Below are 12691 nucleotides of genomic sequence, written 5' to 3'. Positions count from 1 at the left end.
AACTAGCGCGCGGCTTCCGCCAATTCGCGCGCCAGCCGGTTGTGCCGCTCGCGCAGCACACCGGTGTCTGTCGTGGTGCACACGCCTGCGCGCACCACCACGCGGCCGTTGATGATGCTCCAGGCCACGTTCGACGGCGTGCAAAACACCAGCGCCGCCACCGGATCGTGCAGCGCGCCGGCATAGCCGAGTTGCTGCAGGTCGAACAGCACGACGTCGGCCGCCATGCCCGGCTTCAGGGCGCCGATGTCGTCGCGGTTCAAGACCTTGGCGCCACCCAGCGTCGCGATTTCCAGCGCCTGCCGTGCGCTCATCGCCTGCGGGCCGCTGCTGTCCCAGTGCGCGACGCGCTGCAGCAGCAGCGCCTGCCGCACTTCGCCCAGCAGGTGGCCGGCGTCGTTCGAGGCCGAGCCGTCTACCCCTAAGCCGACCGGCACACCGGCATCCAGCATCCTGCGCACCGGCGCGATGCCGGACGCCAGCCGCATGTTGGAGCAGGGGCAGTGGGCGACGCCGGTATGGGTATGGCCGAACAGCGCGATGCCGGCCGCGTCGAGTTGCACGCAGTGCGCGTGCCAGACATCGTGCCCGACCCAGCCGCAATCCTCGGCGTACTCGGCCGGCGTCATGTTGAACTGCTCGCGGCTGTAGGCGACGTCGTTCAGGTTCTCCGCCAGATGGGTGTGCAGCGAGACGCCATAGCTGCGCGCCAGCGCGGCGCAATCGCGCATCAGCTCGCGCGACACCGAAAACGGCGAGCAAGGCGCGACCACGATCCGCTGCATCGCATAGCGTTGATCGTCGTGGTAGGTCTCGATCAGGCGTTGGGTATCTTTCAGGATTGCCACTTCGTCCTCGACCACGCGGTCCGGCGGCAGGCCGCCCTTGGACTGCCCGACGCTCATCGCGCCACGCGCGGCGTGAAAGCGCATGCCGATCTGCTGCGCCGCTTCGATGCTGTGGTCGAGGCGGCAGCCGTTCGGGTAGATGTACAGGTGGTCGCTGCTGGTGGTGCAGCCGGACAGCATCAGCTCTGCCATCGCGGTCTGGGTCGAGACCCGGATCATTTCCGGCGTCAACCCGGTCCACACCGGATACAGGTTGGTCAGCCACTCGAACAGCTCGCCGTCCTGCGCCGCCGGCAGCGCGCGCGTCAGGCTCTGGTACATGTGGTGGTGGGTGTTGATCAGGCCCGGCAGCACGACGTGATGGCGGGCGTCGATCACTTCATCGGCGGCTGGCGGCAACTCATTGCTGGGGCCGACCTGTTCAATGACGTTGTCGCGGATGAAGACGGCGCCGTCGGCGATTTCGCGGCGCGTGTCGTCCATCGTGACGACTACGGCGGCGTTGCGGATCAGGAGTGTTTGGTTCATGGTTTAGTGGCGCTACCAGGTTTGCGACCGGAAGTTGCGCAGGAAGTCGAGGAAGATCTGTGCCGACACTTCGGCATCGTCGGCGGTCATGGTTTCCAGCGGATTGTGGCTGATGCCGCCGTTGCCGCAGCGCATGAACAGCATGGCGACGTCGGTGATGCGCGCCAGCGCCATGGCGTCGTGGCCGGCGCCGGACAGGAGTTCGAACGCCGGCACGCCGGCGCGCTCGGCTGCTGCTGCCAGTTGCTGCATCAGCCACGGCGCGCAAGGAGCGGCACGGGCACAGACGGCGCGTTCGATCTTGACCTCGATCTGGCGCCGGTCGCAGACCGCTTCGATTTCGCGCAGCACGTCGGCCACCGCCGCATCGCGCGTCGGGTCGTCGGCGGCGCGGATGTCGAGCGACAGCCGGCAGGCGCCGGGGATCACGTTGACCGAGCCGTGCGGCACCTGCAACTGGCCGACGGTGCCGACCAGCGACGGCGCCTGGCTGCAGCGGCGTTCGACCGCCAGCACGATTTCGGCGGCGGCGGCGGCGGCGTCGCGGCGCATCGTCATCGGCGTGGTGCCGGCGTGGCTGGCGACCCCGGTCAATTCGACCTGGTAGCGCGAACTGCCGGCGATGGAGGTGACGATGCCGACCGGCAGATTCCGTTCCAGCAGCACCGGCCCCTGCTCGATGTGGACTTCGACATAAGCCAGCAGCTCGCTCGGGTTGCGGCCGAGGAAGGCAATCCTGGCGGGGTCGTGGCCGGAATCCTGCAGCGCGGCGCGCATCGTGATGCCGGCGGCATCGGTCTTGTCCAGCAGGCTCAGGTCGAACTGGCCGATCACGGCGTTGCTGCCCAAAAACGTGCTCTTGAAGCGCACCCCTTCCTCTTCCGAAAAGCCGATCACTTCCAGGTGGAACGGCAGCTTTTCGCCGCGCTGGTGCAGATGGCGCACCACCGCGATCGGCAGCAGGATACCTGCGCGGCCGTCGTACTTGCCGCCGTTGCGGACGGTGTCGTAATGCGAGCCGGTTATCAGCGTCTTGGCGCCGGGTACATCCGACAGATAGCGGCCGACCACGTTGCCGACCGCATCGATCTCGACCTGCATGCCGGCATCAGTCATCCATGCCGCCAGTTGCGCCGCCGTCTTGCGATGCGCCGCGGTCAGGTAGGCGCAGGTCAGTCCGTCCTCGTCGTCGCTCCACGCCCCCAGCGTTGCAGCCCAGTCCATGATCGCCGCGCCCAGCAACGGCTGGCAGCCGAGCAGGTCGTTGATGCGCAGTTCGGCGATGCGGTGGATCTGGCGCAGGCACTCTGCCATCTCGTCCGCCGGCTGGTTTTTCAGGCGGCGGGCAAAGGCGCCGATGATCGCGCTGCGCGTCAGGCCGCGCCCGTCCGGGCCCTTGACCGCGAGGATGAAGGGAAAGCCGAAGCGCTCGTTATAGTCGGCGTTGAGTTTTTGCAGGGTGGCGAATTCTTCGGCGCTGCATTGGTTGAGACCGGCCTTGGCCTGCTCGCCGGTGGACTCTGCCGTCAGCTGCCCGGCGATGGCGGCCTTGCCCGCCAGTTCCGGGTGGACGCGGATCAGGTCCAATTGCTCGTCCCGGCTGGCGGCCGATACCTCTGCCTGCAGCGCCAGCTTCAGCGCGGTGGCCGTTGCGAACGGGCGGCGGGCGGCGGCGCGCTGCGGTATCCACGGCGAGTGTTCGTAGATTCCCTGCAGTGTGGCGGCGAAAGCCGCGGCGTCGCAGATGTTCAGGATATCGAGGGTCGTCATGGGGCGTCTCCGGCATTGGAGTTGGTTTAATTTGTCGCTGCAAACCGGTCTGCCATCGGTGCGCTCGCATGGTTCGTATACAGCCGATCATATAGGCGCCGGCCAATGCTGATATATGATCTGGAGAATACAAGATTTCAATTTGACGATATAGGCCGAGCAATCGGAAAACTGCGATGGGGAAGCTGCGATGGGAAAGCTGACTACGCACGTGCTGGACATCACCCAGGGCAAGCCCGGCGCCGGCGTCGCGCTCGAACTGTATGCGATCGACGGCAGTCGCCGCCGCTTGCTGAAAAGCGCGCTGACCAATGCCGATGGCCGCTGCGAGGCACCCCTGCTGGAGGGCGAGGCGCTGCGCGCCGGCTGTTATGAACTGGTGTTTGCCGCCGGCGACTACTTCGCGCGCCAGGGCGTGCCCTTGCCGACACCGCGCTTCATCGACCGCGTCACGCTGGCGTTCGGCGTCGCCGATCCGCAACAAAACTACCATGTGCCGCTGGTGGTCTCGCCGTGGGCATATTCGACTTACCGCGGCAGTTGAACAGCGCGATCGGTTAAGCGGCAACGAATCAAGCGGCCACCAGAGACTGGGTGGCGGCGCCGACCAGGTCGCGCAGCCATTTGTGCTCGGTGGCTTGGTGCACCCGTTCGTGCCACAACTGGTAATAGCGGATCGGCGGAAACTTGATCGGCGAGACGAAGCTTTTCAACGGCAGGATTTTTTCATAGAAGCGCAGGAACTGGGCGCCGGTGGTCAAGACCAGGTCGGTCTGCGTCAGCATGTGCGGGATCAGGTTGAAATAGGCCGATTCCACCATCACGTTGCGGCGCAGGTTCTGGCGTTCCAGCCAGGCCTCCACCAGCCCGCGGTTGCCGCGCAGGAACGGCGAGGGCGCGATGTGTGGCAGCGCCAAATAGTCTTCCACCGTCATGGCGTCGGCCGCGGTGCGCCGGGCATACGGGCTGTCGGCGCGCATGATGCAGACGATCGGGTCGTCGAACAGCTTGGACAGATGCAGGTGCTGCGGCGGTTCGTTCCAGTTGGCGATCACCAGGTCCAGATCGCCGTCGGACAGCAGGGTGGCGTAATCGACCGCCGGCCCGAGGCCGTGGATCACCACCCGGCTTTTCGGCGATTCGCGCCGGATGCGTGCCACCACGCTCGGCAGGAACTGGCAATCGAGGTAATCCGGCGCCGCGATCTGGAAGGTGCGCGCCGCATCCTGCGCCACGAACGGCAGCTTGCGCACGAACAGGCGCTCGGTTTCGTCGAGAATGCGCTTGGCCGGCTTCAACAGGCTTTCGCCGTGCTCGGTCGGGATCATGCCGCGCGCGCCGCGCACCAAGAGCGGATCGCCGGTCAGTTCGCGCAGCTTGCGCAGCGAGGCCGAAATCGACGGCTGCGGCTGGTTCAGCTTCAGCGCCACGCGCGACACGTTCTTCTCGCATAGCAGCAGGTACAGGATGCGGATCAGGTGGATATCGAGATGATCGGGCAGGTTGGCCATGAAAAATCATATGGATGGGAATATGTTGAATATACTGCTGATTGAATGAATAAAGCTACCTGGGCGTTTATCTTGCGAAGGTAGCGCCCCCGGCCGGCGGACGCGAGCAGGACAAGAGGGCGAGAGGAGTGCATGGAAGCGTTGTGGCTGTCGTACGGCGTCGAATGGGCGAACTTGCTGGTGCGCTGGCTGCACCTGATCACGGGCATCGCGTGGATCGGCGCCTCGTTCTATTTCATCTGGCTCGACAATTCGATCAAGCCGCCGGCACCCGGCTCCGAGCTGGAAAAGAAAGGCGTGGCGGGCGAACTGTGGGCGGTGCACGGCGGCGGCTTCTACCATCCGCAGAAATACCTGGTGGCACCCAAGGAGCTGCCGGCCGAACTGCACTGGTTCAAGTGGGAAGCCTACTGGACCTGGCTGTCCGGCTTTGCGATGCTGTTCATCGTGTATTACTTCAACGCCAGAGCGATGATGATCGACCAGTCGGTCGCCGACCTGGCGCCGTGGCAGGCGATCGGCATCGGTATCGGCACGCTGGTGGCCGGCTGGCTGGTGTATGACCAGTTGTGCAAGTCGCGGCTGGGCCGGCACGAGGGCTGGCTCGGGGCGGCAATGTTCGTCTTCATCGTCGCCGTCGCCTGGCTGCTGTCGCAGCTCCTCTCCGGACGCGCCGCCTACATCCACGTCGGCGCGATGATCGGCACCATCATGGTGGCCAACGTCGCGCAGGTGATCATTCCCGGGCAGCGCAAGCTGGTGGAAGCGATGCGCGCCGGCCAGGCGCCCGATCCGGTGTATGGACAGCGCGGCAAGCAGCGCAGCGTGCACAATAACTACTTTACGCTGCCGGTGCTGTTCATCATGATCAGCAACCACTACGCGATGACGTACAACCATGCGCACAATTGGCTGGTGCTGGCGGCGATCATGGCGGCCGGTGTGCTGATCCGGCACTATTTCAATCTGCGCCACAAGGGCCGCAACGCCTGGGGTTATCCGACCGCCGGCGTGCTGCTGCTGTTGACGCTGGCGGTTGCGATCGCGCCGCGGCCGGCGCCGCAGGCGGCGATAGGCGGCGAGCGAGCCGCACCGGATTTTGCGCGGGTGCAGGCGGTGATCGACCAGCGCTGCGTGTCCTGCCATTCGGCAACGCCGACCCAGCCCGGCTTCGCCAGCGCGCCATTGGGCATGATGCTGCAAACGCCGGAGCTGATCCATCGGAACGCGGCGAAAATCTATCAGCAAGTGGTGCAGTTGAAGGCGATGCCGATCGGCAATCTGACACAGATGACGGACGAGGAGCGGGCCTTGATCGGCGCCTGGTTCGAGGCCGGGGCGAAGTAAGCGAATTCAGGAATTGAACCTGTCGTTCACGCACGAACGACACAATCACTCACACGGAAGCGAATGAACCATGACCACCATTGCCATCGACGGTTTCAACCTCACCGCCCAGCAAGTGCTGGCCGTTGCGCGTGACCCCGGCGTCAAGGTCAGCCTGGCCGACTCTTCGCGCGCGGCGCTGCGGGAAAGCCGCGACTACATCGAGGCGACCTGGATGCACGACGGAGCGCCGATGATGTATAGCTTCAATACCGGCGTCGGCCTCTTGAAGGACACCCGCATCAAGGTCGAAAACATCGGCCTGTTCCAGACCCAGATGATCAAGGCGCACGCGGCCGGCCTGGGCGAGCCGTTTTCGGAACAGGTCAGTCGCGCCACGATGCTGTTGCGCGCCAACGCCTTCGCCAGCAACTACTCGGCGCCGCGTGTAGAGGTGGTGGACCGGCTGCTGGCTTTCATCAATGCCGGCATCCATCCGCTGATGCCGCAGAAAGGCTCGGTCGGCGCTTCCGGCGACTTGGCGCCGCTGGCCTATCTGGGCGCGGCGCTGGCCGGCTTCGAGGAAGCCGAAGTGATGTACCGGGGCCAGCGCATGCGCGCGCCGGCCGCGATTGCCGCCGCCGGCATCGCGCCGGTGCAGTTCGAGCTGAAGGCCAAGGACGCCTCGGCCATCATCAACGGTTGCACGGTGTCGCTGGCGGTGGCGCTGCTGGCGGCCGACGACGCCCGCAATCTCTTGAGCGACGCCTGTTTGTCGCTCGGCCTGACGCTGGAAGCGATGCGCGCCGAACTGGCCGCGTTCGATCCGCGCATTCACCAGGCGCGCCCGCACAAGGGCCAGATCAAGAGTGCCGCCATCATCCGCAGGCTGCTGGCCGGCTCGAGTCGCGCCACGCACGCGGCGCGCGCGGTGCAGTTCCCCGGCGAGTCGCGCCGCGCCGACATTCCCTATACGCCGCGCATCCAGGACGTGTATTCGCTGCGCTGCGCGCCGCAGGTGTACGGCCCGGTGTTCGACGCGCTGGATTACATCGACACCATCGTCGCCACCGAGATCAATTCCGCCACCGACAACCCGCTGATCTTCGGCAAGGACGGCGGCGGCTTCGAAATCATTTCGGGTGGCAATTTTCACGGACAGTATCTGGCGCAGGCGATGGATTTGCTTGCGATATCTGTGGCCGATATAGGGAGTATCTGTGAGCGCCGGATCGCGCGCCTGATCGACCCGACCCTGTCCTGGGGCTTGCCGCGCAACCTGATGTCGGGCACGGCCGGCGTCAATACCGGCTATACCGTGGTGCAGTGCTCGATGAGCGCGCTGGTGATGGAAAACCGCACGCTGTGCATGCCGGGCAGCGTCGACAGCATCCCGGCCAAGGGCAACAGCGAGGACCACGTCTCGAACTCGACCTGGTGCGCGCGCAAGGCCGCCACCGTGGTCGCCAACACCCAGTACATCGTCGGCGTCGAAATGCTGCTGGCGGCGCAGGCGCTGTCGATGACCGCAGACCTGCTGCCTGGCTTCGTGCTGGGGCAGGGCACGCAGGCCGCCTACGACGAAGTGCGGCGCCAGATCCCGGCTTGCCTCGATGGCGACCGCTGGTTCCACAACGACATCGCGGTGGCGCACTCGTTCGTCACCAGCGGCTCGGTGCGCGCCGCGGTCGAGAAGAAGATCGGCAAGTTCGCCTGAGTCAGCCGGCTCGGTTCAGGCTTGCGCCGAACGAAATTCGCCCGGCGTCTTGCCGGTCCATTTCTTGAAGGCGTTGCGGAAGTTGGCGGCATCGGAAAATCCCAGCGCCGCGGCGATGTCCTCGATGCTCATGCGGGTCTTGCGCAGATAGCTGATCGCGAGTTGCCGGCGCACGTCGGTCAGGATGGTCTGGTAGGACACGCCCTGCGCCTGCAGCTTGCGGCGCAATGTGCGTTCGGTCATGTGCAGGCGCCCGGCGACGCTTTCGATGTCGGGAAAATGTCCGGGGCTTTGCATCAGCATGCCAAATACCTGGCTGGCCAGGCCGGAAGCGGTGCGCAATTCGGCCAGCAGTTGATCGCAGGTCTCGCGCACCAGCGCGGCGGTGATCGGATTGGCGTAGGTCAGTTTGTGCCGCAACCAGTCGCCGTCGAAACGCAGTTCGTTGCGCGCCTGGCCGAACTGGACCGGGCAGCCGAGCAGCGCGTCATAGCTGGCGGCGTGGGCCGGCGCCGGGTAGGCCAGGCGGATCGCGCACGGCTTGACCGCGGCGCCGAGGATGTCGCCGTGCAGAGACAGCTGGGTGCCGAGCTGGAATTCCAGCACGAAGCGGAACAGCTCGCTTTCCATGCCCAGCCCCAGGATGTCGGAGAAGCTCCAGGCCGCTTGGCCGTCGCTTTCGTCGAAGGCCAGGCCGACCAGCGGCGCCGCCAGCGGCCGGTAGCGCAGCGCGAACTCGACCGCATCGCGCGGCGTCGCGCTGCTCAGCAAGGCATAGCCGTACAGCCCGAGGTGGGTGATGTGGATGCGCCGGCCGGCGCGCAGTGCCAGTGCATGATCGGCCGACAGGCGCTGGGCATTGGCGAATACCGCCAGCAACTGGCGCGCCGAGATGCGGGTGGCGGGATGGCCGACCTGTTGCGCATCGAGCCCGCTGCCGGCCAGCGCCGCCTCGGCGGCGATGCCTTCCTCCTTCAGGATCTCGAGCATCAGCGCGACCTTGTGCGGCGGGTCGACCGGGCTGTCGATTGCGGGGAAAACCTGTTCCATGTCGGCGATCCGTCTCCTTGCGTTTCGTGCCATACATTCCGGCGGCATTTTTTTGTCGATACTAGCATGCACCCAGGCAACACCCGCTGGGCGGCGCCTGTCCGCACCGCACAGCGAAATGGCCGGAAAGAACCTGTTGCGCAAAGCTGGATTTGCCGACAATCGCCGCATAAACCCAATCTTCACGGAGACTCGACCATGACGCAGCGGGGACCATCATGGACGCCTTGATGCATATCGATCAGGTGCGGCTGAACTTCAATCCGCAGGCGCTGCTGGCGCTCAATCTGGTGCTGGCGTTCGTCATGTTCGGCGTCGCGCTCGACTTGAAGATCGGCGACTTCAAGCAGGCATTGCGAACGCCGAAGGCGCTGGCGATCGGCCTGTTCGGCCACCACCTGCTGTTCCCGGCCGGCACCTTCGCCTTGATCCTGCTGCTCGATCCGCTGCCGTCGATCGCGCTCGGCATGCTGCTGGTGTCGTCCTGCCCGGCCGGCCATATCTCCAACTTCTTCACCCAGCGCGCCGGCGGCAATACCGCGCTGTCGGTGTCGATCAGCACCTTGTCGACCGTCGGCGCGATCTTCATGATGCCGCTCAATGTCAGCTTCTGGGCCAGTCGGCATTCCGGCATGCAGGCGATCATGCAGGACTTCGCGCTCGACCCGTGGTCGATGCTGACCGACGTCGGCTTGCTGCTGGGCGTGCCGCTGGTGCTCGGCCTGTTCATTTCGCATCGCTATCCGGCGCTGGCGGCGCGCGCGCTGAAGCCGATGCGGCTGCTCTCGCTCATCATCTTCGGCCTGTTCGTGTCCGGCGCATTGGCCGCCAACTGGAATTTCTTTTTGCGCTACGGCGCGATGGTGGTCGGCGTGGTGTTCATCCACAATGCCTGCGCGCTGGCTTGCGGCTATTGGCTGGCGCGGATCACCGGCCTGCCGGAGCGCGACCGGCGCGCGGTGGCGTTCGAGACCGGCATCCAGAATTCCGGCCTCGGCCTAGTGCTGATCTTCAGCTTCTTCGGCGGCCTGGGCGGCATGGCGATCGTCACCGCCTGGTGGGGCATCTGGCACATCTTCGCCGGCATGGCCTTGTCAAGCTGGTGGATGAAACGCTCGCCCGCCGCGGCGAACCGCCTCGCATGAGCGGCCGCAGGGTCCTGGTGACCGGAGCCGGTGGCTACCTCGGCCGGCAACTGGTGGCGGCGCTGGCCGCGCGCTTGCAGCAGGGCGGAACCGGTTGCGTGGTCGCCAGCGACGTGCGCGAGACTCCGGCCGAATTGCGCCAGCCGGGCGTTACCTACCTGGTCGCCGATGTCCGCGCACGGGGGCTGGATGGCATGCTGCGCCGCCATGCGATCGATACCGTGGTACACCTGGCCTCGATCGTCACGCCCGGGCGCGACAGCAACCGCGCCTTCGAATACAGCGTCGATGTCGACGGCACCCGCAACGTGTTGCAAGCCTGCGTCGCGGCCGGGGTGCGGCACATCATCGTCTCGTCCAGCGGCGCCGCCTACGGTTACCACGCCGACAATCCGGCCTGGCTCTCCGAAACCGATCCGGTGCGTGGCAACCAGGCCTTCGCCTACTCCTGGCACAAGCGCCTGGTGGAGGAAATGCTGGCCGAATACCGCGTCACCCAGCCGCAACTGGCGCAAACCATTTTCCGCATCGGCACCATCCTTGGCGCATCGGTTCACAACCAGATCACCGACCTGTTCGAAAAGCCGCGCCTGATCGCGATTCGCGGCGCCGACAGTCCCTTCGTCTTCATCTGGGATCAGGACGTGGTCGGCGCCTTCCTGCACGCGATCGAGGGTGGCCGGGGTGGCATCTACAACCTGGCCGGCGACGGCGCGCTGACGATCGCCGAGCTGGGCCGGCGGTTGGGCAAGCCGGTGGTTTTCCTGCCGGCCGGTCTGCTGCGCTTCGCCCTGCGCTGGCTGAAGGCGCTCGGCTTGACGCAATACGGGCCGGAACAGCTGGATTTCCTGCGCTACCGGCCGGTGCTCGACAACAGCCGGCTGAAGGAAGAATTCGGCTACACGCCAGCCAAGACCTCGGCCCAGGTATTCGACTTCTGGCTGGCGCAGCGCGCCGGCCGATGACAAAAACACGGGGGACGAAAGCATGCAACGATATTCACAGCGGCGCTTGCCGTGGCTGGCGCTCGGCGCAGCCTTCACCATCTTCGCCACCACCGGCAGCAGCAGCGCGGCGGAGATCACGGTGACCGATGCGTCCGGGCAGGCACTGGCGACGGTGATGGTGACGCAGACGCTGGCCCGGCCGAATCCGCCCGACACCTCGGACGGCGGCTACCAGCAGCCGGGCAGGGCGCATCGCACCGATACCGAACACAGCGCGTTCACCGATGGCGCCGGCCGCGCGCAACTGCCGCAGCGCAGCGGCGCCACCGTGGTTCGTTTGCGCAAACCCGGCTACCAGGACCGGATCGTCAACGCGCCGGCCGGCCAGAGCGCGCTCAAGGCGACGCTGCAGCCGGAGACCAATCCCGCCAAGCTGGCCGAGGCGCGGCCGGCCAGCAGTTGGCTCGGCGCGCTGGATGTCGGCACGGTGGACGCCAAGCGCCATTTCCAGATGCAATGCGGCTTTTGCCACCAGCAGGGCAATGCGATGACGCGGGCCGAGCGTTCGCCGGACGAGTGGCGCAATACCATCGACCGCATGGTGCGCTACGGCTCGCGGCTGCCGACCGAACTGCAGAAGTCGCTGCCGGAAAAACTGTCCGCCGGCTACCGCCGGCTGCGCGACAATCCGTCGCTGGTGCAGGGCGGCATAGCCTGGGACGGCAGTCTGTCGCAGGTGAAGATCACCGAATGGCCGATCGGCGACGCCATGTCGCAGACGCACGACATGCTGATCGCTTCCAATAAGTTGGTGTACGTGGCCGACAACATCCAGGACCGGCTGTATGAAGTCGATCCGCACACCAATGCGGTCACGGTCTACAAGATTCCACATTTGACGGGCGATGCGCCGGGCGGCCTGATTTCCGGCCGGCTCAAGGATTTCCCGCGCCACGACAGCACCTCCAACGCCCACTCGCTGGCGCAGTCGCCGCGCGATGGCCATATTTTCATCACGCCGTCGGCGCAGCGGCGGCTGGTCGAATTCGATCCGCAGACCAAGGCCTTCACGCTGCATGAGATCGGCGCCGGTTTCTATCCGCACACGATCCGCGTCGACCAGGAGGACCGGGTCTGGTTCACGCTGGCACTGTCCAACCAGGTGGCGCAGTTCGACCGCAAGACCAAAAAATTCACGCTGTACGACCTGCCGGCGCGCGGCTTCAAGGAAAAGCTGATCTCGAAGGCTATCGGTTTTCTGTTCAAGCTGATGAACTGGGGTCTGCCGCTCTCCAACTGGCTGTCGATCGACTGGGAATCGACCGGATTGCCGCTGGTGTATGGCATCGACGTCACGCCGGATGGGACGGTCTGGTTCGCCCGCTTGCACAGCCGCGAGATTGGCAAGATCGAGCCGGCCAGCGGCAAGGTGACGATGATTCCGACGCCGTTCCTGGGACCGCGCCGCTTGCGTGCCGATGCCGACGGCAACCTGTGGATCGTCGCCTTCGGCGAATCGAAGATTGCGCGCTATGAACCGAACAGCGGCAAGTTTTCGCTGTTCGACCTGCCGGTGCAGCCGCGTGGCAGCGAGACGCCGTACGCGCTGAACGTCGACAAGAAGCGCGGCATCGTCTGGGTCAACGGCAACCAGTCGGACGCGCTGTATGGCTTCGACATCCAGTCGGAGCGCTGGCGCACGGTGCCGCTACCGCGCCGCACCACCTTCACGCGCGACGTCGAGATCGACGACGATGGCAGCCTGTATACCGCCAACTCGAACTTTCCGTCCTGGCAGATCGAAGGCGGCCAGCCGACGCTGATTCGGCTGCAATTCCAATGAGCTGCT

10 protein-coding genes are annotated in these 12691 nt (G+C 65.6%); 6 read left to right on the top strand and 4 right to left on the bottom strand.

Annotated features, from left to right (window positions below):
* Positions 1-2 precede the first annotated feature (2 nt).
* A complete protein-coding gene (locus tag ACK2VC_RS04325; RefSeq protein WP_486732366.1) occupies positions 3-1376 on the bottom strand; it encodes an 8-oxoguanine deaminase in 1374 nt (457 codons plus the stop codon).
* 12 nt (positions 1377-1388) lie between these two features.
* Positions 1389-3146 (bottom strand): allantoate amidohydrolase, encoded by a 1758-nt coding sequence (locus ACK2VC_RS04320; protein WP_486732365.1) that lies wholly within the window; start codon positions 3144-3146, stop codon positions 1389-1391.
* 190 nt (positions 3147-3336) lie between these two features.
* Between ACK2VC_RS04320 and uraH the strand changes: the two genes are divergently transcribed.
* Positions 3337-3690 carry a hydroxyisourate hydrolase gene (gene uraH, locus ACK2VC_RS04315; protein ID WP_486732364.1) on the top strand — a complete coding sequence of 118 codons (354 nt, stop codon included), beginning with the start codon at positions 3337-3339 and terminating at the stop codon, positions 3688-3690.
* A gap of 28 nt (positions 3691-3718) precedes the next feature.
* Here the strand turns inward: uraH and ACK2VC_RS04310 are convergent, their stop codons facing one another.
* A complete protein-coding gene (locus ACK2VC_RS04310) occupies positions 3719-4657 on the bottom strand; it encodes a LysR family transcriptional regulator (protein ID WP_486732363.1) in 939 nt (312 codons plus the stop codon).
* 132 nt (positions 4658-4789) lie between these two features.
* Here ACK2VC_RS04310 and ACK2VC_RS04305 point away from each other — a divergent pair, with 132 nt between their 5' ends.
* Both ACK2VC_RS04305 and ACK2VC_RS04300 read left to right on the top strand, forming a co-directional pair.
* Complete coding sequence (locus ACK2VC_RS04305) at positions 4790-6004, top strand: urate hydroxylase PuuD (protein WP_486732362.1); 1215 nt, start codon at positions 4790-4792, stop codon at positions 6002-6004.
* A 70-nt stretch (positions 6005-6074) separates the two neighbouring features.
* Positions 6075-7700, top strand: coding sequence for an HAL/PAL/TAL family ammonia-lyase (locus ACK2VC_RS04300; RefSeq protein WP_486732361.1), 1626 nt, complete (start codon positions 6075-6077; stop codon positions 7698-7700).
* Between the two features lie 15 nt (positions 7701-7715).
* On the opposite strand, the gene ACK2VC_RS04295 is transcribed toward ACK2VC_RS04300, so the two are convergent.
* Entirely contained in the window at positions 7716-8750 is a 1035-nt protein-coding gene (locus tag ACK2VC_RS04295; RefSeq protein WP_486732360.1) for an AraC family transcriptional regulator, read from the bottom strand.
* A gap of 218 nt (positions 8751-8968) precedes the next feature.
* On the opposite strand from ACK2VC_RS04295, the gene ACK2VC_RS04290 reads away from it, so the two are divergent.
* Genes ACK2VC_RS04290 through ACK2VC_RS04280 form a run of 3 tightly spaced genes read left to right on the top strand, consistent with a single transcriptional unit; the run spans position 8969 to position 12685 of the window.
* Positions 8969-9895, top strand: coding sequence for a bile acid:sodium symporter family protein (locus ACK2VC_RS04290; protein ID WP_486732359.1), 927 nt, complete (start codon positions 8969-8971; stop codon positions 9893-9895).
* The gene (locus ACK2VC_RS04285; protein ID WP_486732358.1) at positions 9892-10860 is read left to right on the top strand and encodes an SDR family oxidoreductase; all 969 of its coding nucleotides are present in this window, start codon (positions 9892-9894) and stop codon (positions 10858-10860) included. The genes ACK2VC_RS04290 and ACK2VC_RS04285 overlap by 4 nt, the downstream gene beginning before the upstream one ends.
* A gap of 22 nt (positions 10861-10882) precedes the next feature.
* Positions 10883-12685: a hypothetical protein gene (locus tag ACK2VC_RS04280; RefSeq protein WP_486732357.1), complete on the top strand. Its 1803-nt coding sequence runs from the start codon at positions 10883-10885 to the stop codon at positions 12683-12685.
* The last annotated feature ends 6 nt before the right edge of the window (positions 12686-12691 follow it).

This window comes from Herbaspirillum sp. WTB6 (genome assembly GCF_057457785.1).
Note: the sequence above shows the minus strand (reverse complement) of the source record. Positions and strands in the feature narration are given on the sequence as shown.

What these genes read in the sequence shown, in the direction of transcription:
- ACK2VC_RS04280 (WP_486732357.1), top strand. Translation starts at nt 10,883, where the DNA reads ATGCAACGATATTCACAGCGGCGCTTGCCGTGGCTGGCGCTCGGCGCA.
- ACK2VC_RS04320 (WP_486732365.1), bottom strand. Translation starts at nt 3,146, where the DNA reads ATGACGACCCTCGATATCCTGAACATCTGCGACGCCGCGGCTTTCGCC.
- uraH (WP_486732364.1), top strand. Translation starts at nt 3,337, where the DNA reads ATGGGAAAGCTGACTACGCACGTGCTGGACATCACCCAGGGCAAGCCC.
- ACK2VC_RS04285 (WP_486732358.1), top strand. Translation starts at nt 9,892, where the DNA reads ATGAGCGGCCGCAGGGTCCTGGTGACCGGAGCCGGTGGCTACCTCGGC.
- ACK2VC_RS04305 (WP_486732362.1), top strand. Translation starts at nt 4,790, where the DNA reads ATGGAAGCGTTGTGGCTGTCGTACGGCGTCGAATGGGCGAACTTGCTG.
- ACK2VC_RS04290 (WP_486732359.1), top strand. Translation starts at nt 8,969, where the DNA reads ATGGACGCCTTGATGCATATCGATCAGGTGCGGCTGAACTTCAATCCG.
- ACK2VC_RS04325 (WP_486732366.1), bottom strand. Translation starts at nt 1,376, where the DNA reads ATGAACCAAACACTCCTGATCCGCAACGCCGCCGTAGTCGTCACGATG.
- ACK2VC_RS04300 (WP_486732361.1), top strand. Translation starts at nt 6,075, where the DNA reads ATGACCACCATTGCCATCGACGGTTTCAACCTCACCGCCCAGCAAGTG.
- ACK2VC_RS04310 (WP_486732363.1), bottom strand. Translation starts at nt 4,657, where the DNA reads ATGGCCAACCTGCCCGATCATCTCGATATCCACCTGATCCGCATCCTG.
- ACK2VC_RS04295 (WP_486732360.1), bottom strand. Translation starts at nt 8,750, where the DNA reads ATGGAACAGGTTTTCCCCGCAATCGACAGCCCGGTCGACCCGCCGCAC.